This window comes from Labilithrix sp., assembly GCA_019637155.1.
GTDB lineage: Bacteria > Myxococcota_A > Polyangia > Polyangiales > Polyangiaceae > Labilithrix.
In genome coordinates this window covers 72,334-96,289 of record JAHBWE010000015.1, presented here as the reverse complement: position 1 = coordinate 96,289, position 23,956 = coordinate 72,334, and the positions used below count along the sequence as shown (strand labels likewise).

Here is a 23,956-nt window from a genome sequence, read left to right as displayed (position 1 = left end):
CACTGCTGCAAGCGCGCCGCAGACTCGAGTAGGCTGCGCGGCCATGCGGAGCCTTGGCGGTCGGATCGAAGCGAGGACGTTCTATTTCTTCGCGCTCGTGATCGCGTCGTTCGCGGTCGCGTGCTCCTCGTTGCTCGACTTCGATCAGTTCGAGGTCGGCGCGCTCGACGACGCGGGCTCGAACGTCACCGACACGGGCTCACCCGACGGCGGGGACACGCCCGACGCCTCCGACACGGACGACGGCGGCTGCTTCGATCCGGCCGGCTTCGGCGGCCGCGGCTGCTGGCGCTGCGCGCCGACGAACCAGGACGAGATCCTCAACGCGTGCACGGCGTCGGACTTCGTGCCGTTCGACAACGCCGCCCGCATCGCGGGCTACGATCCGAACACGCCGCAGCCGCCGCTCGTCGACGGTGGACCGACGCCGCCTCCCTTCGACGCGGGCGCGCCGCCGCCACCGGTCGACGACGCGGGACCGGCGCCTACCGCCGCCCCGTGTCCGCTGAACCTCCCGAACCCGGTGATGATCCTCGGCGCGACCGGCTTCCCGATGGACGTCATCGCGAAGGCGATGGGCTCCGCCGCGCCAGGCGCGGGCGCGACGATGTACTACTCCGAGAAGTCGTCGTGCGTCGGCGTCGCGAGCCGCATCCTCAACACGCCGAAGCTCTCGGGCGAGATCGTCTACTACGACTCCGCGGGGACGGCGCGAAAGTGCACGCTCGAGGAGGAGCACCCGGCCGACATCAACCTCTCCGCGCTCTTCGCCGACAGCTGCGCGGGGCAGGAGGGGCTCTCGCAGAACGTGCAGCTCCCGCCCGACGTCCAGGATCTGCTCGGGCCCGTGAACCCGATCATGCTCGCGACGCCGAAGACCTCCACCGAGCTCGTGATCAGCGCCGAGGCGGCCTACAAGGTCTACGGCTTCGGCGCCGCGTCCGGCGTCGCGCCGTGGACGGACGAGCTCTACATCTTCCGCCGCACCGCCAGCTCGGCCAACCAGCAGACCGTCGCGCGCTCGCTCGGCCTCCCGATCGGCGGCCTCCGCGGCCGCGACTCGAGCGGCTCGAGCAACATGAAGAACGCGCTCCAGTTCTCCGACAACCCGGTCAAGACGATCGGGATCAGCGCGTCGGAGATCGTCGACATCAACCGCGACGTGATGAAGGCGCTCGCGTTCCAGCACTTCGGACAGAAGGTCGGCTTCTATCCCGACAGCTCGCCGGGCGCGTTCAATCGCCGCAACGTCCGCGACGGTCACTACTTCCTCTGGATCCCGCTCCACGTGCTCGTCCGCACCGTCGCGGGCGATCCCGTCGCGGCGCAGAACCTGGTCCTCGAGGCGAACGGCGCGACGGCCACCGCGCGCAACGCGGCGGTGAAGCTGCTCGCGTACGTCATGGTCAACCGCCAGGAGGCGCCGGTGAAGTCGGTCGATCTCTTCGGCGCGCTCAAGGTCGTCGGCAACGTCCCGCAGTGCGCGATGCGCGTGACGCGCGCGAAGGAGGGCGCGCCGCTCACCCCGTTCGAGCCGTCCTTGCGCTGCGACTGCGCGTTCGAGGCGGCGTCGCCGGGCGAGACCCCGGCCGGCTGCCAGAGCTGCACCGAGTCGTCGACGTGCCCTGCGTCGCGCCCGACCTGCAGCTTCGGCTACTGCGAGTAGCCCGTGCCATCGAGCCACGGCGCCCGGGTCATACCTCGGAGCCACAAAGTGCCGGTTTGTCAGGGAGAACGCGTTGCCGGCTATCCCGATCCGTGGTCCCATCGGGAAACACGAGAGGATGCCCATGGATGAACGCGGTGCACGCCGGCTCGAGCTCGTGAAGACGGAGGCCGAAAACAGTCCCCTCACCAGCAGCGGTGTCGTCGCGTCGAAGTCGGACGCGGCGGCGGTGAAGGACTTCGGGCTCACGACGGGCCAGCTCCTCGACGGCAAGTACCTCGTCGGTCGCGTCATCGGCTCCGGCGCGGTCGGCATCGTCTTCGAGGCGAAGAACGTCGAGCTCGACGAGACGGTGGCGATCAAGTGTCTGCGCCCCGAGATGCTCGTCGACAACGCGATGGTCGGTCGCTTCGCGCGCGAGGCGAAGGCGGCGGCGGCGATCAAGAGCGAGTACGTCGCGACGGTTCATGACGTCGGCACGACGCCCGAGGGCATGCCGTACATGGTCATGGAGTACCTCGACGGCAAGGACCTCGGCTCCGTCGTCGAAGAGACCGGCACGGTCGGTCCGCGCACGGCGGTGGAGTACGCGCTCCAGGTCTGCGAGGCGCTCGCGGTCGCGCACTCGAAGGGCATCGTCCATCGCGACATCAAGCCGGAGAACCTGCTCCTCACCGAGCGCGCGGGCGGCATCCGCATCGTGAAGGTGCTCGACTTCGGGATCTCGAAGGCGGCGCTCAGCGGCTCCATCTTCAAGAACGCGGTCCCGCTCGTGAAGACGGTGAACCTGATGGGGACGCCGCTCTACATGTCCCCGGAGCAAGTGCGCGTGACCGACAGCGTCGACGTGCGCTCCGACATCTGGTCGCTCGGGATGGTCATCTACGAGATGCTCACCGGGCAGACCGCGTTCGACGGCCAGTCGATCACCGAGATCTGCGCGGCGATCCTCGAGGCGCAGCCGCGTCCGATCGAGATGTTCCGCAACGACCTCCCGTCCGGGCTCGTCGAGGTCATCACGAAGTGCCTCCAGAAGGACGCGAACAAGCGCTTCCAGAACATCGCGGAGCTCGCGGTCGCGCTGATGCCCTTCGGTCCGAAGCGCACGCGCCTCAACGTCGAGCGCGCGGTCGCGGTGCTCCAGGCGGCGGGGCAGGCGACCGCGAACCTGCAGGTCAACAGCACGATGCCGCCGGCGCCGTCGGACTTCCTGTACACGCCGATCCCGCGCGCGCCGGGCCTGCCGACCGACACGTCGTCCCCGCCGATCCCGCCGAGCAGCGTCCCGATCGCGGCGCCCTCCGCGCCCGCGTCGGCGCCGCAGGTGTCCTCGATCGTCGCGGCGACGGAGAGCGCGCCGCCGCCGGAGAAGAAGCGCGGGTTCGCGATCGTGCTCGGCGTCCTCGCGGTCGCCGCCATCGTCGCGGGCGCGCTCGCCGCGACGTACCGCGCGTCGCCGCCACCGGCGACCGCCGCCGCTCCGGTCGCGACGCCGGAGACGAAGACCTCGCCGCCGGCGCCGGTGACGGCGGCCGCGCCTCCCGCGACGACGACGACGGCGGCCGCGCCGTCCGCCGCGCCGGTGGAGACCGCCGACGCCACCGCGACGCCGGCGCCCGCGACCGCGGCCGCTCCGGCGCAGCCCTTCGTCGGGTTCCGTCCCGCGACGGGGACGAGCCGTCCGGCCCTTCCGCGCCCGAAGCCGTCGTCCGCGAAGTCCGCCGCGCCCGCTTCGGAAGAGCCGGATCTGGGCTACTGATCGCGCGCGCTTCGTGTAGCCTGCGACGATGTTCGCCAGGGGAACGAGGGTCGTCGTCGCGACCGCCATCATCACGCTCTGCCCGCTGACGGCGTTCGCGCAGGAGGAGCCGAGCTCGGCGGACGTGAGCGCCGCGCGCGCGCTCGGGCAAGAGGGCGTGAAGCTCGCGGACGCGGGCAACTGCCAGGACGCGATCGAGAAGCTCGCGCGCTCGGAGAAGCTCTTTCACGCGCCGACGACGCTCGCGCGCCTCGGCGAGTGCCAGGTGCAGGTCGGCAAGCTCGTCGAAGGCACCGAGAACCTCAACAAGGTCGTGCGCGAGACGCTCGCTCCCAACGCCCCCGCCGCGTTCGCGGCCGCGCAGGAGCGCGCGAAGAAGGTCCTCGCCGAGGCGAAGCCGAAGATCGCGAAGCTCAAGATCGCGGTCGCGGGCCCGGAGGGGCAATACGTCGTGAAGCTCGACGGCGAGGTCGTCCCGCCGGCGAACCTCAACATGAACCGCCCCACCGATCCGGGCGAGCACGAGGTCGAGGCCTCCGCGCCGGGCTACAAGACCGCGCGCGCGAAGGTGACGCTCCAGGAGGGCGGCAACGACTCGGTGGCGCTGACGCTCGAGGTCGATCCCAACGCGCCGAAGCCGGAGCCGGTCGTCGCTCCCGCGCCGGCGCCGCCGCCGGTCGCGCCGCCGCCGCTCCCGCCGCCCGCGCAGCCGGAGCCGCGGGAGCAGCCGAGCCGCGTCCCGGCCTACGTCGGCGTCGGCGTCGGCGCCGCGGGCATCGCGGTCGGTACGATCTTCGGCCTGATGGCGACGTCGAAGAAGAGCGAGATCGAGGACCAGTGTCAGGGCACGCGCTGCCCGTCCTCGGTCCAGGGCGACGTCGACAGCGGTCGCACGATGGGCACGATCTCCACCGTCGGCTTCGTCGTCGGCGCGGTCGGCCTCGTCGCCGGCGTCTACTTCTACCTCACGAGCTCGCCGAAGACGGGCAGCACGCCGCCCGGCACCTTCGTCGGCGCGAACGGCGTGCGCTTGTCGTTCTAGTTGCAGGGGGCTGCGCCCCCTGCACCCCCGCGAGCAGCCGTCGGAGGCGGGCGCCTCCTCCGCCGCTGCTCGCCCGAGCCTACGGCTCGGTGCTCGATGTGCTCGATGTGCTCGATGTGCTCGAGGGCAGCGTGCGCTGGGTCGAGAGCCAGACGGTGAAGGTCGTGCCGCGGCCTTCTTCGCTCGTCACCTCGATGCGGCCGCCCATGCGCTCGATGCAGTCGCGCGAGATCGAGAGGCCGAGGCCGGTGCCGCTCCGCTTCGTGGTGAAGAACGGATCGAAGATGCGCCCGAGGTGCTCCGGCGCGATGCCCATCCCGGTGTCGGAGATGTCGACCGCGACCATGCTCTGATCGGCGTTCGTGCGCGTGTGGACCTCGAGCACGCGCTCCTCGGCGGGGCGCGACTCCATCGCCTGCGCCGCGTTGACGAGCAGGTTGATGAAGACCTGGCAGAGGCGCGACTCGCTCGCGAGCACACCCGGCACCTCGGCGAGCTCGACGACGAGCCTCGTCGGGAGGCGGATCACCTCCGGGTTCGCGAGGCGGAGCGCGGTCTCGAGGACGGCGCGCGCGTCGACGTAGAACAGCTCCTGCGCGCCGACGCGCCCGAGCGAGCGGAGGTCCCACACGATCTGCTGCATGCGCGCCGCGCCCTCGCGCGCGTCGGTGAGCGACCTCATGCGCCGCTCCTCCGACTCGCACTTGTCGCCGATCGCGAAGTCGAGGTTCGCGAGGACGTACGTGAGCGGGTTCATGATCTCGTGCGCGACGCTCGCCGCGACCATGCCGACGCTCGCGAGCCGCTCCTTCTCCGCGAGCTTCGTGATCATCGTGCGGCGCTCGGTGACGTCGCGCGCGACCCAGAGGATGCGCTCGCCGCCGAGCGGCGCGAGGACGGTCTCGTACCAGACCTGCGTGCCCTTGAACTCGCTCCGCGTGTCGAAGCGCACGGGCTGCCCCGTCTCGAGGACCTCGCGGTAGCGCTCCTTCCAGTGCTCCGCGTGTTGAGGATCGACGTGCTGCCAGCCGTAGCTGCCGATCACCTCCTCGAGCACGTAGCCGGGGAGGAGGCGGTTGATCGACTGGATGCGCGCCTCGCGATCTCCGATCACGACGAAGTCCGGCATGTTCTCCGCCAGGAGCCGCCACTTCACCTCGCTCTGCTGGAGCGCGATCTCCGCGCGCTTGCGATCGGTGATGTCGAGGAACGTCACGATCGCGCCGGTGAGCGCGCCGCTCGGGGCGTTCGTCGGCACCGCGCGGAAGACCGCCCACGACGTCTGGCCGTCGGGGCGCCGGATCCCGATCGTCGTCGGCCCTTGCGGCTTGCCGGTCGTGAGCACGAGCGCGACGGGGTAGTCCTCGAGCGGGCAAGGGGAGCCGTCTTCGTGGAGGGTCTCCGCGTCGAAGTCGGCGATGTACCGCTTCGTGAGGATGTCGAACTTGTAGCCGAGGATGCGGAGCGCCTCCGCGTTCGCCTCGACGATGGAGCCGTCCGCCGCGACGTGCACGACGCCGCCGGGGACGGCGTCGATGATCGTCTTCACGAGGCTCGCGCGATCGAGCACGTCCGCGCGCGCGGACGTACCCGAGACGGGCGGGAGCGACTCCGCCGGCATGGATTCCTTCTTCGTCACCGTTCGGCGCTCAGGTGCCGTCGTGGATGCCGCCGGGGAGCTTGTTGCGCCCGGCCTTCACGCGATCGTTCCACGTCTCCTGCGGCTTGCCGCTCGGACGCTCCTCCATCGTGATGCACCCGGGGACGGGGCACACGAGCTGGCAGAGGTTGCAGCCTACGCACTCCGGCTCGTCGATCCACGGGACGCGGTCGCCCGCGATCGCGCCGATCGGGAGCGGCTTCGGCGCCTTCGCGGGGCCGTGCGCGTGCGCGTGCGGCGGGCGCGGCTTGTCGTCGGGGCCGGTGAAGATGCACTGGTGCGCGCCGTCGTGGCACGCGGTCACGCAGAGCTGGCAGCCGATGCACGTCTTCGGGTCGATGCTCGCGACGAGCTTGTACGAGAGATCGAGATCGCCCCACTCCTGGTAGGCCGAGGTCGCGCGACCGCGGAGGTCGTTCACGCTCTTCATGTTCATCGAGTCGAGGTACTCGGAGAGGCCGTCGATCATGTCCTCGACGATGCGGTAGCCGTAGTGCATGACCGCGGTGCAGACCTGCACGGAGGTCGAGCCGAGGGCGATGAACTCGGCCGCGTCGCGCCAGTTCGAGATGCCGCCGATGCCCGAGATCGGGATCTTGATGCCCTCCTCGCGCGCGAGGGCGGCGACCATGTGGAGCGCGATCGGCTTCACCGCGGGGCCGCAGTAGCCGCCGTTGGTGGAGGCCTTGCCGACGCGCGGGTTCGGGACGAGGCGGTCGAGGTCGACGCCGACGATGCTCTTGATCGTGTTGATGAGGGCGATGCCGTCGGCCTTCCCCGCGACCGCGGCGAGGCCGGCCTCGACGATGTCGCCGGTGTTGGGGGTGAGCTTCACGAGGACGGGGAGCTTCGAGAACTCCTTCGTCCAGCTCGTGATCTCGGCGAGGAGCTTGGGCTCCTGACCGACGGAGGAGCCCATCCCGCGCTCGCACATGCCGTGCGGGCAGCCGAAGTTCAGCTCGAAGCCGTCGACCCCGGCGTCCTGGCACTTCTCGATGAGCACCTTCCAGTCGTTCCTCGTCTCGGTCATGAGCGAGGCGATGACGACGTGCTTCGGGTACCGCTTCTTGACCTCGCGGATCTCCTTGAGGTTCACCTCGAGCGGGCGGTCGGTGATGAGCTCGATGTTGTTGAGCCCCATCAGCTTGCGGCCGTCGTAGTCGACGCCGCCGAAGCGGCTCGTCACGTTCATGATCGGATCGCCGAGCGTCTTCCACACCGCGCCGCCCCAGCCGGCGTCGAACGCGCGCATGACCTGCTCGCCGCTGTTCGCCGGCGGAGCGGACGCGAGCCAGAAGGGGTTCGGGCTCTTGATGCCCGCGAAGTCGATGCTGAGATCAGCCATGGTTCTTCTTCCTTCTACTTCGCGGCCCAGCGGGCGATGAGGGTACGAGCAGCGTTGCGGCCGTCGGCGACGGCGTTGACGACTTCCTTGCCGCCGTTGATGCAGTCGCCGCCGGCGAAGACCTTCGGGTTGCCGGTCGCGCAGGTCTTCGGGTCGGCGACGACGACGCAGCCGCGCTTGTCGAGCTCGACGCCGCCGAGCTCCTTCGCCATGTCGCGCAGCTTCGACTGGCCGATCGCGAGGAAGACGTAGTCGCAGGGGAGGTCGTGCTCGGTGCCGGGGATCGGCTTCGCGTCCTTGTCCGTCTGCGCGACCTTGAGCGCGACGAGCTTGCCCGCCGCGTCGCGCACGTACGCGACCGGCTGCACGTGGCCGACGAGGCGCACGCCTTCCTTCCGCCCCGCCGCCATCTCGTGCGCGTAGCCGCTCATCTCGGGGACGCCGCGGCGGTAGGCCATCGCGACGTCGGCGCAGCCGAGGAGGGCGCACTCGCGCGCGACGTCGATCGCGGTGTTGCCGCCGCCGACGACGATCGCTCGCTTGCCGGCGTACTCCTCGCGCTGGCCGCCCCCGAGCTCGAGCTTCATCTTCTCGATCCATTCGGTCGCGCCGTAGACGCCGGGCCCGTCCTCGCCCGGGATCCCCAGCTTCGTGTCGGCGCCGAGGCCGATCCCGAGGAACACGGCGTCGTAGGTCTCGAGCAGCTTCTTCGTGGAGATCTTCCCGGGCCCGTCGTCGCCGCCGACCTCGATCCCGGTCTGCACGTCGACGCCGAGCTCGCGCACCCACTCCACTTCATGGAGCGCGTCGTGGGAGTGGAGCTTGTACGGCGCGATGCCGGTCGTGTTGAGGCCGCCCGCGTACGGTCGCTTCTCGAAGACGACCGCCTCGTGGCCCTCGAGCGCGAGGTAACCGGCGAAGGCGAGGGAAGCGGGACCGCCGCCGATCGCGGCGACCTTCTTCTTCGCCGTGCCGACGTCGACGTTCTTCTTCAGCACCGGCGCCGCGTCCTTCGCGGTGGCGGTCTCGGTCGCGAAGCGCTGGAGGCGTCCGATGTTGATCGGGTCGCGGCCCCAGCCGGTGTAGACGCAGTCGCCCTGGCAGAGCACCTCGACCGGGCAGACGCGGGCGCAGGAGTAGCCGAGGAGGTTCTGCTCGAAGATCGTGCGCGCGCTGCCGCGGACGTTGCCGGAGGCGATCTTCTTGATGAAGGTGGGGATGTCGATCTCGGTCGGACACGCCTTGATGCAAGGCGCGTCCGAGCAGTAAAGGCAGCGGTCCGCCTCCGTCTTCGCTTCGGCCGCGGTGTAGAGCGGCTTCTTGTCGGGGAGGGCGTTCTCGAGGCGATCGGTCGGTAGCTTGGACAAGGTCATTGGCTTGGTCCCTCAGGAAGCGAACGCGGCGAGCGACTCTTCGAGCGCCTTGAGGCCCTCGTCGATCTCCGACTTGGTGACGTTGAGCGCGGGCGCGATGCGGATGACGTTGCCGTAGAGGCCGCCGCGTCCGATGAGGAGACCACGCTTCTTCGTCTCCTCGAAGAGGCGCGTGGTGGCCTCGACGTTCGGCGTGCGGTCCTTCGCCGTCTCGTCCTTCACGAGCTCGAGCGCCTGCATGAGGCCCTTGCCGCGCACGTCGCCGATCGTCTTGGGGAAGCGCTTCTTCAGCGCCTCGAGGCCCTGCCGGAGGAGGCCGCCCATCGCGGTCGCGTTCTCGGTGAGCTTCTCCTCGACGATGACGTCGATCGTCGCGTTCGCGGCCGCGGTCGAGATCGGGTTGCCGCCGTACGTCGCGATGTTGCCGACCTTCCACGTGTCGGCGACCGGCACGGTCGCGAGGCACGCGCCGATCGGGAGGCCGTTCGCGATCCCCTTCGCCATCGTCATGATGTCGGGCTCGACGCCGTCGTGGTGCTCGATCCCCCACATCTTGCCGCCGGTGCGGCCGAAGCCGGTCTGCACCTCGTCGCAGATGAAGAGGCCGCCGTACTTCCGGACGATGTCGGTCGCGACCTTGAAGTAGCCGTTCGGCGCGACGATGAAGCCGCCGACGCCCTGGATCGGCTCCGCGAGGAAGCCGGCGATCTGGCCGGTGGTCGTCGTCTGGATCAGCTCCTCGATGTCGGTCGCGCACTTCATGCTGCAGTGCTCGGGCGTCGCGTCGAAGGGGCAGCGGTAGCAGTACGGCGAGTGCGCGTGCTTGATGCCGGCGACCTGGCTCTGCACCGCGCGGTAGTTCTTGTTCGCGGTGAGCGACTGCGCGAGGAGCGAGCGCCCCGAGTAGCCGTGGCGGAGCGCGATGAGCTCCTGCCGCCCGGTCGCGATCTGCGCGAGGGCCACCGCGGTCTCGTCCGCCTCGGTGCCGCTCGCGGTGAAGAACGCCTTCCCCGCCTTGCCGATCTTGCCGGGCGCGAGCGAGAGCAGCTTCTCCGCGAGCTCGACGATCCCGACGGTGGGGTAGAGCGTGGAGACGTGGCCGAGGCGATCGATCTGGGCGTGGAGCGCGGCGTTGACCTTCGGGTGGGTCTGCCCGAGCGACACGGTGAGGATGCCGCCGAAGAAGTCGAGGTACTCGCGACCGTCGAGATCCTTGAGCCGCGCGCCCTTGCCTTCGTCGAGACAAACGGGCTCTTCGTAGAAGGTGCCGACGCTCGGAAAGAGCACCTCCTTGTGCTTCTTCCGGAGCTCCGCGCTGCTCCATTTTCGATCCGCCATCCGGTCGCCTCCCGCCGAGAAAGGCAAATCATCTCGGAGATTACGGCGCTAGGCAAGCATCACGGCCGCAGGCGCGATCACGGCTTCGTGAGGTCGCCGTACGCGTCGGGGCGGCGATCGCGGTAGAACTGCCACGTCTTCCGCACCTCCTCGATCAGGTCGAGATCGCAGGTGGCGGTGACGAGCTCGCTCTTGTCCTCCGAGCCGACGCTCAGCATGTTGCCGCGCGGGTCGACGATGTAGCTCGTGCCGTAGAACTTGCCGATGTTCCACGGGGCCTCGGTGCCGACGCGGTTCGAGGCGGCGACGAAGTAGCCGTTCGCGACCGCGTGCGCGGGTTGCTCGAGCTTCCAGAGGTACTGCGAGAGCCCCGCGACGGTGGCGGACGGGTTGAAGACGATCTCGGCGCCGTTCAAGCCGAGCGCGCGCGCGCCCTCGGGGAAGTGGCGGTCGTAGCAGATGTAGACGCCGACCTTGCCGTAGCGCGTCTGGAAGACGGGAAATCCGAGGTTTCCGGGGCGAAAGAAGAACTTCTCCCAGAACTGCGACGTGTGCGGGATGTGATGCTTGCGGTACTTGCCGAGGTACGTGCCGTCGGCGTCGATGACCGCCGCGCTGTTGTAGTAGACGCCCGGCTGATCGCGCTCGTAGAGCGGCACGACCATCGCCATCTCGTACTTCTTGCAGATGGGCTGCATCAGCTCGGTCGTCGGACCCGGGATCGCCTCGGTCGCGTCGTACCAGAACTTGTCCTGGCTCGGGCAGAAGTAGGGACCGTTGAAGATCTCCTGCAGCCCGAGGATCTGTACGCCCTCTTTTCCGGCTTGCTCGATGAGCGGCATGTGGGCGTCCAGCGCGGCTTGTTGCGTCTTCTGGATGCTCCACCCGTCTTCGTAGGGAGTTGCGGCTTGAATCAACCCGACCTTCACGTTGCGCGGCATGGCCGTGTCGTATCACGCGCCGGCCGGAACATTTGGCGCGCCGTGGTTACGGTAGAGGCTCATGCACGGTTGGGCGACTTGCGACACGGCTCGCTGCGAGCGTTGCTCCGTGTATACCCCCACGACAGAGCTGATCTTTTCGGCCGGCCGGGCCTACTGCACGTCGTGCGGCGTGCCGGCGGTGGCCGATGTCGGAGATTGGGAGCTTCACGCGCCAAAAACGCTCGAGCACCACGCTCGCGTCGCCGCGCTCGTGATGCTCGTCGTCACCTTGTGTTTTCCGCTGGCCGCCTGCGTCAGCCAGCTCTGAGCGTTCAGGGCGCCGCGTCGGTGCCGGCGTCGGGCGGGGGAGGAGGCGGCGGGGGCGCGTTCGTCGGGAGGTCGGCGATGTAGATGCCGCCGCCGCCCTCGGCGGGGCGCGCGTAGCGGAAGATGACCTTCGACTCCTTGTAATAGACCTGCGTCGCGAGCGCGAACGTGAGCGACTGCGGCTTGCCGCCGGCGACCATGTCGGGGACGAAGCCGACTTGGTAGAAGAACGTGCCGGGCTGGTTCGTCGCCGTCTTCTGCGTGTAGATGAGCGCGCTGCCGTTCGGCGCGGCGCGGAAGCCGTACGCCGGCTTCGTCGCGTCCTTCACCGCACCGGCCGCGAGGTCGCGGACGCGGTACGTGTCGTTCGCGACGTAGAGGAGGTTCTTGTTGTCGGAGGTGAAGATCGCGTTCGGGATCTTCGCGTCGTCCCCGAGGATGACGGGCGCGGGCGCCGGGTCCGTCTTCACGTCGAGGAGCACGTCCTTGACCGACGCGGCGGCGCCCTTCTGGACGTAGCCGATGTACTGGCCGTTGGCGCTCGCGCCGAAGAGCTGCGCCGCGTCGGCGGCGAGCTCCTTCGCCGTGCCGGTGAGGTCGGTCTTCTGCTGCTTCAGCTTGCCGTCGGCGGTGATCCAGAAGAGCTGGTCGCCGATGATCGTGCCGCTGACGACGCCGTCCTCGATGTACTGCGAGGAGGGCGGGGTGGCTTGGAGGTTGATGAGGCGACCCTTGCCGCCCGTCTCCGCGGGGCTGAGCTCGACCGCGAAGGTGAGGGGACCGGGCGCGAACGGGGTGTCGCCGCGGAGCGTGTCGGCCGAGTTGACGTCGATGCCGTCGACGCGGAGCGGGCCGGTGCTGGTGAGGAGGACGAGGCGGGCGCGGCCGACGGTTGGGGAGCTGCCGAGGCAGTACTTCACCCAGAGCGAGCCGGCGCCGCCGGGGATGAACTGCGGTGGGCACGTCTTCGACGCGACCATGTTGAGCGCGAACGTGCCCTCCAGCGCCTGGCGCTGCGAGCCGTCGAGGTTCATGCCGACGACCGCCACGGTCTGGATCTTCTTCGGCGTGCTCGCGTCGAACGTCGGGTCCTTCAGGTAGTTGACGCGCTTCGCGTCCGGGCTCCCGACGAACAGCGTCGCGTAGGAGTTCGTGTCGAGCTCCTTGAGGCCGCCCTCGCGCGTCCAGACGTTGAGCTTTCCGACGAACTCGGCGTTCAGCTCCTTCCACACCGCGACGACGCCGCCCGACACGCGGAAGTTCTCGGTCGTGGGCGTCGCGCCGTAGCCGGGGACGTCCGCGATCTTGGTCGCCTCTCCGCCGGTGTACGGCTGGGCGAGGAGGGTCTTCGCCGCCGTGTCGTAGATGATGATGTCGTCGCCGATCATGCCGATCGGGATCGAGCTCGCTTCGGCGATCTTCGTCCCCTTGATGTCGAAGTTCTCGACCACCGGGCTCGGCTCGGTGCTGTCGTCCGGCTCGTCGGGCTCTTCGCCGTCGACGGGGACGCGCGGCCTCTTCGGGATCGTCGACCCTCCGTCGCCACCGCCGCCGTCCGCGGTGGTGTAGATGGTCTCCGACGGGCAACCGGAGAGGAGCCCCACCATCGTGGCGAGTGCAACGGAAGTAAGACCCCCAAGCAACAACTTCGAGCGCATGTGGGTGTTTAGCGTCCATCTGCCGACGAGCAACCCGTTTCGCGCGATTTTTATGTTGACGTGTGGTCCGCGCGCGATCCGCTCCATGGTAGACCGCTGAACGGTGGAAACTACGCAGGATCCCGTGGATTTCGAGAAGCTGGGCGCCTTCTACCTCGGCCGTACGGTGGCGCCGGAGCCCGCCGGGCAGCCCTTCCTCTACGACGCGCGCCACCTGACGACCCACGGCGTCGTCATCGGGATGACCGGGAGCGGCAAGACCGGCCTCTCGATCGGCCTCCTCGAAGAGGCGGCGATCGACGGCATCCCGGCGATCGTCGTCGACCCGAAGGGCGACCTCGGGAACTTGCTCCTCACGTTCCCGAGCCTCGCGCAGGCGGACTTCGCGCCGTGGGCGCCGCACGGCTCCGATCCCGCCGCCGAGGCGCAGCGCTGGAAGGAGGGCCTCGCGGCGTGGGGGCAGGACGGCGCGCGCATCGAGCGGCTCCGCGCGGCGGCCGACGTCACGATCTACACGCCGGGGAGCCGCGCGGGGCGGCCGATCTCGATCGCGGGCTCGCTCGCGCTGCCGTCGCCGGAGGAGCGCGCGGACGGCGAGGGGATGACCGAGCGCGTCGCGCAGGTCGCGACGAGCCTCCTCGGCCTCGTCGGCGTGCAAGCCGAGCCGGGCAAGAGCCGCGAGCACGTCCTCGTCGCGACGATCCTCCACCGCGCCTGGGCGGCGGGCGAGAGCCTCGATCTCGCCGGCCTCGTGCTCCGGATCCAGGATCCTCCGTTCGACAAGCTCGGCGTCCTCGGCCTCGAGTCGTTCTTCCCGAAGAAGGAGCGCTTCGAGCTCGCCGTCGCCTACAACGCGCTCCTCGCGTCGCCCGGGTTCGACGCGTGGCTCGAGGGCGCGCCGCTCGACGTCGGCCGCCTCCTCTGGACGAAGGAGGGAAGGCCGCGCATCGCGATCCTCTCGATCGCTCACCTCGGCGACGCCGATCGCATGTTCTTCGTCTCGCTCCTCCTCGGTCAGCTCGTCGCGTGGATGCGCGCGCAGCCGGGAACGCCCTCGCTCCGTGCGCTCTTCTTCATGGACGAGGTCGTCGGTTACTTCCCGCCCGTCGCGATGCCGCCGTCGAAGCGGCCGCTCCTCACGCTGTTGAAGCAGGCGCGGGCGTTCGGCCTCGGGATCGTCCTCGCGACGCAGAACCCGGTCGACCTCGACTACAAAGGTCTCGCGAACGCCGGCACGTGGATCATCGGCCGGCTCCAGACCGAGCGCGACAAGGCGCGCGTCCTCGACGGTCTCGAGGGCGCGCAGTCCTCGTTCGATCGCGGCGCGATGGACAAGCTCCTCTCGAGCCTCGGCAAGCGTCAGTTCCTCGTGCACGACGTCCACGCGCCGTCGCCCGCGGTGATCGAGTCGCGCTGGACGCTCTCGTACCTCCGCGGTCCGCTGACGAAGGAGGAGATCAAGCGGCTCGCGGGCCCGGCGCCGGCGCTGCCGGTGACGGCCGCGATGCCGGTCCGCGCGGACGACGGCGGCGCGCGGCCGGTGGTCCCGCCCGGCGTGCAGGAGGTCTTCTTCCCGACGACGCAGCCGGGCGCGCTCTATCGACCGATGGTGATCGGCGCGGCGCGCGTTCACTTCGAGGACGCGAAGACGGGCCTCGACTTCACGCGCGAGGTCATGTTCACGACGCCGATCGCGGACGGTCCGGTGCCGGTGCGCTGGGAGGACGCGAAGTGGGCGGGCGGGATCGCGCTCCGCGATCTCGCGAGCGATCCCGTCCCTGGGGCGCGGTTCGCGGCGCCGCCCGGCGGCGCGCTCGACGCGAAGAGCTACGCGAAGTGGTCGACCGAGCTCGCGAGCTGGCTCGCGCGCACGCAGGGGATCGCGCGCCTGAAGAGCAAGGAGCACAAGGTGATGTCCGCGCCGAACGAGGACGAGCGCGCCTTCCGCGCCCGGCTCGCGCTCCTCGCGCGCGAGCGGCGCGACGCCGAGATCGCCGACGTGCGCGAGAAGTACGGCAAGAAGCTCGAGACGCTCCAGGACCGCATCCGCCGCAAGCAGGACTCCGCCGAGCGCCACGAGGAGAGGGGCGGGTTCGCCGTCGCCGCGCTCGGTCTTCTCACCGCGCGGAGCGCCGGCGGCGCGCTGCGCAAGGTCGGCAGCGCCTCCCGCAACTCGCGCAACGCCGCACGCGACAAGGAGGACCTCGCGACGCTGACGGCACGCTACGCCGACCTCCAACGCGAAGCCCAATCCAAGCTCGCCGCGATCGCGACGACACACGACCCCGCGACCTTGCCGCTCGAATCGGTCGTGAACAAGCCAAAGAAGACGGGGATCACGGTGCACCTCGTCGCCCTCGCTTGGCGAGCTTAGGTATCTCTCAACGTCGGGGGCTTTGCCCCCGACACCCCCACCCCAGACACGGCCCTCGCGCTGCGCGCTCGGGGCGCTACGCGCCCGCATTCGCGGCCGCTTCTGGGGCCGGCTTGCAACGTCGGGGCGTTGCCCCGACACCCCACCCCAGACACGGCCCTCGCGCTGCGCGCTCGGGGCGCTACGCGCCCGCATTCGCGGCCGCTTCTGGGGCCGGCATGCAAGGTCGGGGCGTTGCCCCGACACCCCACCCCAGACACGGCCCTCGCGCTGCGCGCTCGGGGCGCTACGCGCCCGCTTTCGCGGCCGCTTCTGGGGCCCGCTTGCAAGGTCGGGGCTTCGGCCTGACACCCCCAGACACGCGGTCCCCCGCTGCGTGCTCGGGGTGCTACGCGGCCGCTTCTGGGGCCCGCTTGCAACGTCGGGGCTTCGGTCCGGACATCACGGCTCTCGCCTCGCGCGTGGGGCAGCCGCTGCCGGCGTCCCCTGCCAGCTTGTCCGCGGTTCAACGTCGGGCTTCGGCACCCGACCGTGGCCGCTCGCCGGCGCCGCCCCTTCTCGATGGCGGGGCGAAGCTGGGCCGAGGCGCCCCGCAACGCTGCCCGGGCAGGCCCTTAGCTCATTTATCGAATTTAACTAATTGACCGGTTTAGCTATTGGGGCGGTTGTGGTCTGTGCGTTCTGGGATGCTCGTTCGGACGCGCGAGGTTGGGTTAGTCCGTGTCGTGGGTGAGGACGAAGGTGAGGGCGGCGCTCATGACGTCTTCCATGTCTGCGGAGTAGGGGTGGCCGGTCTTTCGCATCACGAAGAGCTTCGCTGGGAAGGACTCGGCCTCGAGCGCGGCCTCCGTCTTCTTCATGCCGCGGATCTCGGTGCCATGCTCGCCGGCGATGAGCGCGACCGACCGCACGCCCGCCGCGCGGAGGCCCGCGGGCGTGAGCGGCGCGTTCGCCTCGATGAGCACGAGGTGGCGCCATCGCTTCGGGTGCGCGCGCGCGATCGATGGCGCGGCGTAGGCGCCGCGAGAGTAGCCGGTGAGGATGGCGCCTTCGCGCGAGAGCGGCTTCTTCTTCGCGACCTTCGCGACCGCGGCTTCGAGGTCCTTGTCCATGATGCCGACGAGCTCGCCCCACGACGGGGCCTCCCAGCTCGGCGGCCCGAGCGACGGATCCCCGCAGCGCGCGTTCCCCGTCGGACAAACCATGATGCCGGCCGCGCTGCCGGCGCCGATCCACTTGCCGCACGCGTACGACGGCGCTCCGCACACTCCGTGAAGGTGTCCGATGAGGCGCGGCTCGACGGAGGCCTCCTTCGCGAGCGCGTAGAAGACCGGCCGGCCGGCCTCGAGGGCGAGCTCCTCGTGCGGCCCGTCCACCGCCTCGCGCGCGAGCGGCCGGATCTCGACCGCGGCGTCGGTCGCGCCGGCGTCTTCCGCTTCGACTTCGACGACCGCCGGATCGGGCGCGCGCGGGGGAGCGGGCTGCGGCGCGGCGGCGTTCGTCGGATCGGGCGCAGGCGCCGGTGCAGGGGCCGGGCGCGCGCATCCCGGCGCCAGGAGAAGAAGGAGGAGCTTGCTCGCGGTTGCTTGCCGCACGGGGGTCAGGGAGAATCTAGCTCGAGACGACGAGGGCGGGGTTTTGGCAGACGTGGACGACTCACAGAACGACGAAGGGTTCACCGGTCGTCCCTCGTCGGCCGACGCGATCGATCTCCTCGATCTCGTGCGCGGCGCAGAGGAGGCGGCGACGCTCTCGGCGTCGTCGCCCGACGCCGAGGACGACAAGAGCACGCCGCCGCGCGCGGAGGAGTTCGTCGACGTCGGCGACGAGGCCGTCGACCTCCCGCCGTCGCTCCCGCCCATGCGCGTGGCGGAGCCGCGCGTGCCGTCCGTGCGGCCTCGCGCGGAGCGCCCTCGCCCCGTCGAGGACGTGGGCACACCGATGAGCCCGGCGCTGGCGATCGTCCTCGTCGTCCTCGCGGTGATCGGCGCGCTCTACGCGCTGCTCGCGCTTCCGCCGCTCCTCTAAGACCCGTCGACCCGGCCGGCTCACGGGCGGAAGCCGCGGAACTGGACCTCGAGCGACGCGCGCAGGAACGCGTCGAGCGCCTCGATCGGCACGTGCCCCGAGAGCCACGTCATGAGGACCATGAGATAGAGCCCGAACACGTTCTGCACGCAGACGATCGGGTTGAGGTTGGCGGCGACCTCGCCCTTCTGCTGCGCCTCCGTGAAGAGCACGGCGAGGCGATGGAGGAAGTCGAACGTGAGCGCGTTCACCTGGTCCGTGTTGGGCCCGCGCGCGGCGGGGAGCGTTCGCACGAACGCGGCGGCGAGCTTCGGATGCCTCGCGTACATCGCGAAGATCCCGCGGAACACGTGGAGGTAGCGCTCGAGGAGTGGGCCCTCCGGCAGCGTCGCGAGGCGCTCGGCGAGGACCTCCGCGAGGAGGTCGTGCATCACGAGAGAGAGGAGGTCGACCTTGTCCTTTGCGTGCACGAACACCGTGCCCGCCGCGACCTCCGCGCGCTCGGCCACCGCCTGCGTCGTCGTCTCGTCGAAGCCCTGCGTCGCGAACAGCTCGAACGCCGCCTGCTTCACCGCGGCCCGGGTCTCCGCGCGCATTTCGGCGCGTTTGCGCGGCGCCGCCGATTTGCCCTTGCGCGGAGCCGCCGGAGAGGTCATGAATTGAGTGTACTCACTGAGTACGCTCAGTCAAAGGAAACGGAAGCCATGAAGACGGTTTACGAGAACGAGATGACCATGCGGGCGGCGCGGGATCGGTACTTCGCGGTGAACCAGTTCGGGGCGGACGGTGGCTACGACGACGCGTGGGTCGACTTCTACGTCGGCCCGTTCTCCGTGCCCTTTCCGAACACGAAGGGACGTGCGCGCGCGCTCGCGCATCACGACGCGCATCACCTCTTGACCGGCTACGACACCGATTTCACCGGCGAGATGGAAATCGGAGCCTGGGAGCTCGGCGCGGGGTGCAAGGACTTCTACGCCGCGTGGTGGCTGAACCTCGGCGGGCTGGGGGCGGGCCTGTTCGGCGCGCCGCGCCGGACCTTCCGCGCGTTCGTGCGCGGCCGCCGCGAGCAGAGCACGTACGGCGAAGACGTCGCGACGCTGCTCGGCATGACGGTGGGCGAGGCACGCGCGCGCTTCACGCCGTGCACGACGCGCCCGAAGGCGACCCTCACGGACGTGGCGCTCTTCGCGCTCACCGCCGTCGCCGCGCTCGGCGTCGTCGCGGCCTCGATCGTGCTCGCCGGTCCGCTCGTGCCGGTCGGTCTCTTCGCGAAGTACGTCCTGAAGAAGGGCGGCAAGGCCGCCGCGACGGCGACGGCTTAAGCCTTCGCGACGACGTCGACGAGCTCCTCGGGGAGCGGCCGATCGAGCTCGACGCCGACGCGGTAGCGCCAGAGCTCGGGCGACGAGATCGGGTTCTCGTCGACGCGGGCCACGCGGCCCTCGACGTCGACGCCGCCGTCGTTGCCGTGCACCGTGATCTTCAGGCGGTCGCCCTTCGAGAAGTGGCTCGGCGTGACGATGAGCAGGCCCTTCGTGCTGAGGTCGCGCGTGACGCCGTGACGGTTGGCCTTCGCGTCGGTCGCGAGCCCCACCGCGAGCACCGCCGGAGTGCGTGTCGTTTCCCGTCGATCGTCTGCGCGGCTGGTCTGCATCATGGGCTGCTCGGCTCCTTCCGAATCTTCCGAATCTCGTGGCCGTTTTCCCCATGGCCACCGAAAGCGTTGGGTCGGCTAGCACCTATATCCCACCTTTGCATTCATGCACCGCGTCAATTCGGTCTTTTTTTCGCTGACGCGCCGAATTGCGCGCAAATTTCGCGGGCCTACGAGCGAAGAAAAATGGGGCGCAGGGCTGTTGTTGCGGTTCAGGCGGCCGTTCAGTGAGGCATGGGTAACTTGCCTCCGAGGTCGCAACCGACCGGGCCGTCCGTTCTCGTGATCGACGACGACGCGATGCTCAGACGCGCGCTGGTGCGCGGGCTGAAGCGTCGCTACTCCGTCAACGAGCGGGACGACGCGGAGGTCGCGCTCACCGAGATCGCGAACGGCCAGCGGTACGACGCGATCATCTGCGACCTCACGCTCGGCGGGATGAGCGGCAAGCAGTTCATCCTCGCGCTCGACCGGATCCTCCCGGAGCAAGCCGCGCGCGCGCTCATCCTCACCGGGGTCGCGCGATCGAACGTCGACGACGATCTCCTCGCGATCATCGGCACACGCTTCGTCGAGAAGCCCGCGACGCTGAGCGAGATCGAGATCGTCCTCGGCGAGATCCTCTGCACCCACGCGCGCGCGGCCTGAGCCTCCTCAGTCCGGCCAGTCGATCGCGTAGAGGACGAAGCGCTCGTCGCGGCCTTGCGGCTCTGCTTCGCCGACGCGGCGGAGCACGAACGTCGCGTCCCCGGCGCGCTCGCGGAAGCGCTTCACGTTGACCTCCCAGTCGGCGAAGTGCGTGACGCCGCGCGATCGTGCGAACGCCGCGAGGTGGTGCTCGCGCACCGCGCGCGCGGCCTCGCGGTCGACGACGCCGTCGAGGTTCACGACCGCGCGCCCGGTCCCGTCCGCGAACCACGCGAGCGCTCCGCTCTGGAACGAGCCCACGACCGCGCCCGGCGGCGCGAGCGCGAGGACCTGACGCGCCGGCTCGCGGTAGCCCTTCGCGCCGTGATGTCCCTGATCGATCGTCATCACCGGCGTCGCGAGCGCGAGCCGTCCGATCGCGACGAGCGCGAGCAAGCACCACCCCGCCCACGCGCGGCGCCGCACGTGGAGCGCGACGACGAGCGCGGTGACGGCGTGGATCGGCGCGAGGTAGCGGCGAAAGAACCACGTCGCGGGGAGGTAGAGCGAATAGAACGCGAAGAGCGCGAGCGCGTACGCGAGGGCCGCGCGGACGACGTCGTCGCGCGTGCGCCGGAAGAGCCAGACCGCTGCGCCGGCGCAGAGGACGCCGATGACGAGCCCGATCCCGGACGCCGTCTTGCCGAGGAATTCGCGGAGCGGCGTCCAGTCGACGAACGGCGGACCGACGATCGCGCCGGCCGCCCACGCGACCTGATCGCGGATCACCATCCCGGCCGCGCGGTACATCATCGCCTGCTCGCGGACCGCCGCGCCGCTCTCGGGGACGAAGGTGCCGAAGCGGCTCAGCGAGTAGATCCACCACGGCGCGACGACGGCGGCCGCGCCGGCGGCGAGCGGCCACGTCGCGCGGAGCCCGTCGCGCCGGAGCGTGAGCACGCCGACGGCGACGACGACGAACACGGTGTCGACGCGCGCGAGGAGGCAGAGGCCGAGGGCGGCGCCGGTGAGCCAGCGCGACGTGTCCTTCTGCCAGAGCACGAGCGCGCCGGTGACGCACGCGATCGTCAGCGACGTCTCGAGGCCGTTCGAGGAGACGGCGACGGCCGAGGGCGAGAGCGCCCAGATCGTCGTCGCGGCTACGGCGGCGACGTCGGAGCCCGCGCTCCGCCGCGCGAGGAGACCGAGGCACCACGCCGTGACGCCGTCGGCGATCGCGCCGATCGCGAGCGCGCCGCGAAGGCTCGCGATCGGGACGAGCAAGAACGCGAGGAGCGGCTGGAACCCGTTCGTGAGGTGAGCTCCGTCGGCGCTGGGGCCGAGCCCGCGCGCGATCGACCGCGCGATCGCGAGCGTGTAGTACGTGTCGTCGGGGACGAAGAGACGATCGAGGTACGTCTCGTCGCGGAAGGCGAGGGCGAGGCGAACGAGCGCGCCCGCGAGCGCGACGACGACACAGACCTGCGCGGGCTTCGGCTTCACGGCTCACTCGTCGCGGACGTCGCAGCGGACGTCGACCTCGAGCACCGCGTCGCGGGCGACGTCGCACGCGGTGCCGGCGAAGAGGATCTCGCCGTTGGCGCGGTTGCTCCACGACCAGTCCGCTCCGTCGATCGGGAGCCCGTCGAGTAGCAACGAGATGCTCCCGTTCTCGGTCGGCACCGAGGTCGTGAGGTACGTGCAGGCGCTGACCTGATCGCGGATCGTGGAGAGCGCGAGCGTGAGCTGCGCCTGCGACGTGGCCTCGTAGTACCGGCGCGCGCCGTTGCGCGCGCGGCCGCCGGCGTCGGCGAGGCGATTGAGGACGCTGACGAGCCGCGAGTTGTTCGCGTCCTGGATCCCGATCACGTAGGTGGGCAGCCCGCGGTCGCGATGGAACGCGAGGCGATCGGCGGTGCGGGCGTCGTCGAGGCAGCCGCGCGGGTTCCCGCGGCAGCGGCCGTCGACGCAGTCGCACGTGTCGCCGTCGAGGCTCGGGTTGCAGGTCGGCTCGCCGTCGGTCGCGAGCACCATCGCGCGCGCGCGCGACGCGGCGCGGAACCCGTAGAGCGCGGTCGCGGCACTGTCGATCGCGTCGGCGGTCGGGGTCGATCCGCGCGGGCCGTTCGCGTCGAGGAGGTCGATCAGCGCGTCGACGTTCCGGAACGTGGGGAAGAGGTCCGGCGCGCCGGGGACGACGCAGCTCTGCGCGCCGCCGTTCGAGATCGGGTAGACGAGCGCGCCGAGCTCCATCGTGTCGTCGACTGGCGGCAGCGCGGCGGCGAGCGAGCTCCGCAGCGTCTGCCAGCGCGACGCGCCGGCGAGGCTCTGCCGCATCGACAGCGAGCGATCGAGGACGAACATGACCGCGGGCGAGGCGCGGCGAAGCGGGAAGCGCCCATCGACGCAGGTGACGATGCCCGCGTCGATCTCCGCGCGCGCGTCCAGCCGCGCCGTCGCGTCCATCGTGTCGGTGTCGTCGTCCGGCGCGAGCTCGAACCCGAGCCCCGTGCGCGCGCCGCACGCGACGACGACGGCGGGCCCCGCGAGCAACGCCCAGAGACGGACGCGGGGACGGATCACCTTCCGCGGAGGAGCCGAGGGGGAGGGGCCGGCATGCCCGCCATCATCATCGGCGGCGGCGCGTCGAGGTCGCCGCGCTTACGGAGCGGCACGACGTCGACGACGAGGCAGCGGCGGTTCATCGCGTGCAGCCGCGCCTCCTCCACGGTGCGTGCATAATACACGATTTGGTCGCACGTCCCGCAGTGGCGCTGGTTCGGGTTCGCCGTCGGCGTCATCTTGTCCCACGCCTTGGGGCAGGTGACCTCGAAGCGCGTATGGCATTTCTCGACCGGGGGCCGCGCGACGGTGCGGCGCCAGCTCGGCGGGAGGTCGCGCCCGATCTCGCGCACGCGCCCCGAGAGCATCGCGAAGCGAACGCTGTCGGCCGCGAGCCCGCGGATCTCGATCTGCGCGCGGAGGAACTCGGCTTCGAGCGGGCGGCCCTGCTCCTCGAGCCAGTCGGCGTAGACGCTGCGGGTCTCGTCGTCGGTCGGGCCGCGCTCGAGCGCGTCGAGGAACGTCTGCTCCTCGGCGGCGGGCGGATCGCGATCGAGCAGCCGGAGCTCGTAGCATCCGATCGTGAAGGGCTCGCCCTCGTCGCGCCTCGTCCGCGCGTTCGTGCGAACGTCGACGACGATGAACGCGGCGCCTACGTCCGTGCGCTCGACGCGGGCGTGACGCAGCCCGACCGACTCGTCGGGGAGGACGAGATCGTTCGATTGCGTCCGCCCGATCGAGAAGCTGTCGCTCTCGAAGCGGAAGATGGGTCCCGTGCGCGAGTCGCCGACACGGACGCGGAAGGGGGGGCCCACGTGTCCACGATAGCCCTCATCGGCGCGCGGCGTCGAGGCGCGCGGCGGTGCGTACGACCTCGTGCACCTTGACGCAGAGGACGGAGGGGACGGCGACGGTGAGGTCCTTCTGCGCGGCAGCCTCGCACGCGGCGACGTCGCGGCGGCGGACGACGGCCTCGTGCATGGCGTCGAACTGGGCCTCGTTCGCGGCGATCTCGTCGGCGAGGTCGCCGTCGCTGCGACGGCCCTGCTCTCCCGGCATGTCGTTCCAGTGCACGAGCGTCCACTCGCGCTGGAGCCGCTCCGCCTCGAACGGTTTGTGGACGTCGAGGCGCACGTCGCGGAGGAGCGCGCGGGCGTCGAGCGCGGGGTGCGCGGCGAGGAGGTCGAGGGTGTCGCGCACGACGCTGTTCGCGACGATCTGCGCGATGAACGTCCCGAGCTGGTCGAGCTCGCCGAGGACGTCGAGCGCGCGGCGGACGGCGGCCTCGGCGCCGCGCGTGTCGGCGCGCGCGAGCAACACGCGCGCGCCGTCGAGCGCTGCGACCGCGCTCTTGCGCAGCGGTATCGCCTTGGGCTCGTAGGCGTCGCTCCCGCGGCACACCGCGGCGTGGCGATGGCGCGGGTCGCTCCGGTAGGCGCGGCACTCGGCGTCGACCCGGTTCTTCTCCGCGGCGAAGCGCGCCGCGTCGTCGTTGCGTCCGAAGATCTTCGCGGCCCCGACGACGCCGATCCCGACGGCGACGACGACCACGACACGTTTGGCGAGAGAGCTCATGGCATCGCGTCGAGCAAGCCCAGTGCCGCGCGTCCTTCCGCG

Annotated in this window: 21 protein-coding genes; 8 read left to right on the top strand and 13 right to left on the bottom strand. The window is 70.4% G+C overall.

Going from position 1 to position 23,956, the window contains the following annotated elements; genetic code table 11:
* Window positions 1-43 precede the first annotated feature (43 nt).
* From KF837_29760 to KF837_29750, 3 genes are all read left to right on the top strand, one after another.
* Complete coding sequence (locus KF837_29760) at window positions 44-1,666, top strand: hypothetical protein (GenBank protein ID MBX3231547.1); 1,623 nt, start codon at window positions 44-46, stop codon at window positions 1,664-1,666.
* Window positions 1,667-1,790: 124 nt separating this feature from the next.
* Window positions 1,791-3,425 (top strand): serine/threonine protein kinase, encoded by a 1,635-nt coding sequence (locus KF837_29755; protein MBX3231546.1) that lies wholly within the window; start codon window positions 1,791-1,793, stop codon window positions 3,423-3,425.
* 28 nt (window positions 3,426-3,453) lie between these two features.
* On the top strand, window positions 3,454-4,467 hold the full coding sequence (locus tag KF837_29750) for a PEGA domain-containing protein (GenBank protein ID MBX3231545.1): 1,014 nt from the start codon (window positions 3,454-3,456) through the stop codon (window positions 4,465-4,467).
* A gap of 79 nt (window positions 4,468-4,546) precedes the next feature.
* Here KF837_29750 and KF837_29745 read toward each other — a convergent pair whose 3' ends face one another.
* The 5 genes from KF837_29745 to KF837_29725 form a co-directional block, all read right to left on the bottom strand.
* Complete coding sequence (locus KF837_29745; protein MBX3231544.1) at window positions 4,547-6,106, bottom strand: PAS domain S-box protein; 1,560 nt, start codon at window positions 6,104-6,106, stop codon at window positions 4,547-4,549.
* Between the two features lie 10 nt (window positions 6,107-6,116).
* On the bottom strand, window positions 6,117-7,472 hold the full coding sequence (preA, locus tag KF837_29740; GenBank protein MBX3231543.1) for an NAD-dependent dihydropyrimidine dehydrogenase subunit PreA: 1,356 nt from the start codon (window positions 7,470-7,472) through the stop codon (window positions 6,117-6,119).
* 14 nt (window positions 7,473-7,486) lie between these two features.
* The gene (locus KF837_29735) at window positions 7,487-8,845 is read right to left on the bottom strand and encodes an FAD-dependent oxidoreductase (GenBank protein ID MBX3231542.1); all 1,359 of its coding nucleotides are present in this window, start codon (window positions 8,843-8,845) and stop codon (window positions 7,487-7,489) included.
* Between the two features lie 12 nt (window positions 8,846-8,857).
* A complete protein-coding gene (locus KF837_29730; protein MBX3231541.1) occupies window positions 8,858-10,183 on the bottom strand; it encodes an aspartate aminotransferase family protein in 1,326 nt (441 codons plus the stop codon).
* A gap of 77 nt (window positions 10,184-10,260) precedes the next feature.
* Window positions 10,261-11,124 carry an acyltransferase gene (locus tag KF837_29725; protein MBX3231540.1) on the bottom strand — a complete coding sequence of 288 codons (864 nt, stop codon included), beginning with the start codon at window positions 11,122-11,124 and terminating at the stop codon, window positions 10,261-10,263.
* A gap of 109 nt (window positions 11,125-11,233) precedes the next feature.
* On the opposite strand from KF837_29725, the gene KF837_29720 reads away from it, so the two are divergent.
* The gene (locus KF837_29720; protein MBX3231539.1) at window positions 11,234-11,434 is read left to right on the top strand and encodes a hypothetical protein; all 201 of its coding nucleotides are present in this window, start codon (window positions 11,234-11,236) and stop codon (window positions 11,432-11,434) included.
* 4 nt (window positions 11,435-11,438) lie between these two features.
* Here KF837_29720 and KF837_29715 read toward each other — a convergent pair whose 3' ends face one another.
* On the bottom strand, window positions 11,439-13,040 hold the full coding sequence (locus tag KF837_29715) for a hypothetical protein (protein ID MBX3231538.1): 1,602 nt from the start codon (window positions 13,038-13,040) through the stop codon (window positions 11,439-11,441).
* A 175-nt stretch (window positions 13,041-13,215) separates the two neighbouring features.
* Between KF837_29715 and KF837_29710 the strand changes: the two genes are divergently transcribed.
* Window positions 13,216-15,465, top strand: coding sequence for a DUF87 domain-containing protein (locus tag KF837_29710; GenBank protein ID MBX3231537.1), 2,250 nt, complete (start codon window positions 13,216-13,218; stop codon window positions 15,463-15,465).
* A gap of 713 nt (window positions 15,466-16,178) precedes the next feature.
* Here KF837_29710 and KF837_29705 read toward each other — a convergent pair.
* Entirely contained in the window at window positions 16,179-17,060 is an 882-nt protein-coding gene (locus KF837_29705; protein MBX3231536.1) for a hypothetical protein, read from the bottom strand.
* Between the two features lie 52 nt (window positions 17,061-17,112).
* Between KF837_29705 and KF837_29700 the strand changes: the two genes are divergently transcribed.
* Window positions 17,113-17,493 (top strand): hypothetical protein, encoded by a 381-nt coding sequence (locus KF837_29700; protein ID MBX3231535.1) that lies wholly within the window; start codon window positions 17,113-17,115, stop codon window positions 17,491-17,493.
* Between the two features lie 20 nt (window positions 17,494-17,513).
* Here KF837_29700 and KF837_29695 read toward each other — a convergent pair whose 3' ends face one another.
* On the bottom strand, window positions 17,514-18,149 hold the full coding sequence (locus KF837_29695) for a TetR/AcrR family transcriptional regulator (protein ID MBX3231534.1): 636 nt from the start codon (window positions 18,147-18,149) through the stop codon (window positions 17,514-17,516).
* 48 nt (window positions 18,150-18,197) lie between these two features.
* Here KF837_29695 and KF837_29690 point away from each other — a divergent pair, with 48 nt between their 5' ends.
* Window positions 18,198-18,818, top strand: coding sequence for a hypothetical protein (locus KF837_29690; protein MBX3231533.1), 621 nt, complete (start codon window positions 18,198-18,200; stop codon window positions 18,816-18,818).
* Here KF837_29690 and KF837_29685 read toward each other — a convergent pair.
* Window positions 18,815-19,153 carry a PilZ domain-containing protein gene (locus tag KF837_29685; protein MBX3231532.1) on the bottom strand — a complete coding sequence of 113 codons (339 nt, stop codon included), beginning with the start codon at window positions 19,151-19,153 and terminating at the stop codon, window positions 18,815-18,817. The genes KF837_29690 and KF837_29685 overlap by 4 nt on opposite strands.
* Window positions 19,154-19,450: 297 nt before the next feature.
* On the opposite strand from KF837_29685, the gene KF837_29680 reads away from it, so the two are divergent.
* A complete protein-coding gene (locus KF837_29680; GenBank protein MBX3231531.1) occupies window positions 19,451-19,798 on the top strand; it encodes a response regulator in 348 nt (115 codons plus the stop codon).
* A 6-nt stretch (window positions 19,799-19,804) separates the two neighbouring features.
* Here the strand turns inward: KF837_29680 and KF837_29675 are convergent, their stop codons facing one another.
* From KF837_29675 to KF837_29660, 4 genes are read right to left on the bottom strand one after another with little or no spacing between them, the layout of a single operon-like run.
* Entirely contained in the window at window positions 19,805-21,280 is a 1,476-nt protein-coding gene (locus KF837_29675; protein ID MBX3231530.1) for a hypothetical protein, read from the bottom strand.
* A gap of 3 nt (window positions 21,281-21,283) precedes the next feature.
* Window positions 21,284-22,360 (bottom strand): VWA domain-containing protein, encoded by a 1,077-nt coding sequence (locus KF837_29670; GenBank protein ID MBX3231529.1) that lies wholly within the window; start codon window positions 22,358-22,360, stop codon window positions 21,284-21,286.
* Entirely contained in the window at window positions 22,357-23,154 is a 798-nt protein-coding gene (locus tag KF837_29665; protein ID MBX3231528.1) for a TIGR02996 domain-containing protein, read from the bottom strand. Before KF837_29665 ends, KF837_29670 begins: the two co-directional genes overlap by 4 nt.
* Before the next feature lie 16 nt (window positions 23,155-23,170).
* Window positions 23,171-23,914 carry a hypothetical protein gene (locus KF837_29660; GenBank protein ID MBX3231527.1) on the bottom strand — a complete coding sequence of 248 codons (744 nt, stop codon included), beginning with the start codon at window positions 23,912-23,914 and terminating at the stop codon, window positions 23,171-23,173.
* Between the last annotated feature and the right edge of the window lie 42 nt (window positions 23,915-23,956).

Coding starts and splice junctions, on each gene's coding strand:
- KF837_29755 (MBX3231546.1), top strand. CDS start 1,791: ATGGATGAACGCGGTGCACGCCGGCTCGAGCTCGTGAAGACGGAGGCC.
- KF837_29695 (MBX3231534.1), bottom strand. CDS start 18,149: ATGACCTCTCCGGCGGCTCCGCGCAAGGGCAAATCGGCGGCGCCGCGC.
- KF837_29725 (MBX3231540.1), bottom strand. CDS start 11,124: ATGCCGCGCAACGTGAAGGTCGGGTTGATTCAAGCCGCAACTCCCTAC.
- KF837_29750 (MBX3231545.1), top strand. CDS start 3,454: ATGTTCGCCAGGGGAACGAGGGTCGTCGTCGCGACCGCCATCATCACG.
- KF837_29660 (MBX3231527.1), bottom strand. CDS start 23,914: ATGAGCTCTCTCGCCAAACGTGTCGTGGTCGTCGTCGCCGTCGGGATC.
- KF837_29735 (MBX3231542.1), bottom strand. CDS start 8,845: ATGACCTTGTCCAAGCTACCGACCGATCGCCTCGAGAACGCCCTCCCC.
- KF837_29685 (MBX3231532.1), bottom strand. CDS start 19,153: ATGATGCAGACCAGCCGCGCAGACGATCGACGGGAAACGACACGCACT.
- KF837_29760 (MBX3231547.1), top strand. CDS start 44: ATGCGGAGCCTTGGCGGTCGGATCGAAGCGAGGACGTTCTATTTCTTC.
- KF837_29680 (MBX3231531.1), top strand. CDS start 19,451: ATGCTCAGACGCGCGCTGGTGCGCGGGCTGAAGCGTCGCTACTCCGTC.
- KF837_29690 (MBX3231533.1), top strand. CDS start 18,198: ATGAAGACGGTTTACGAGAACGAGATGACCATGCGGGCGGCGCGGGAT.
- KF837_29715 (MBX3231538.1), bottom strand. CDS start 13,040: ATGGTGGGGCTCCTCTCCGGTTGCCCGTCGGAGACCATCTACACCACC.
- preA (MBX3231543.1), bottom strand. CDS start 7,472: ATGGCTGATCTCAGCATCGACTTCGCGGGCATCAAGAGCCCGAACCCC.
- KF837_29730 (MBX3231541.1), bottom strand. CDS start 10,183: ATGGCGGATCGAAAATGGAGCAGCGCGGAGCTCCGGAAGAAGCACAAG.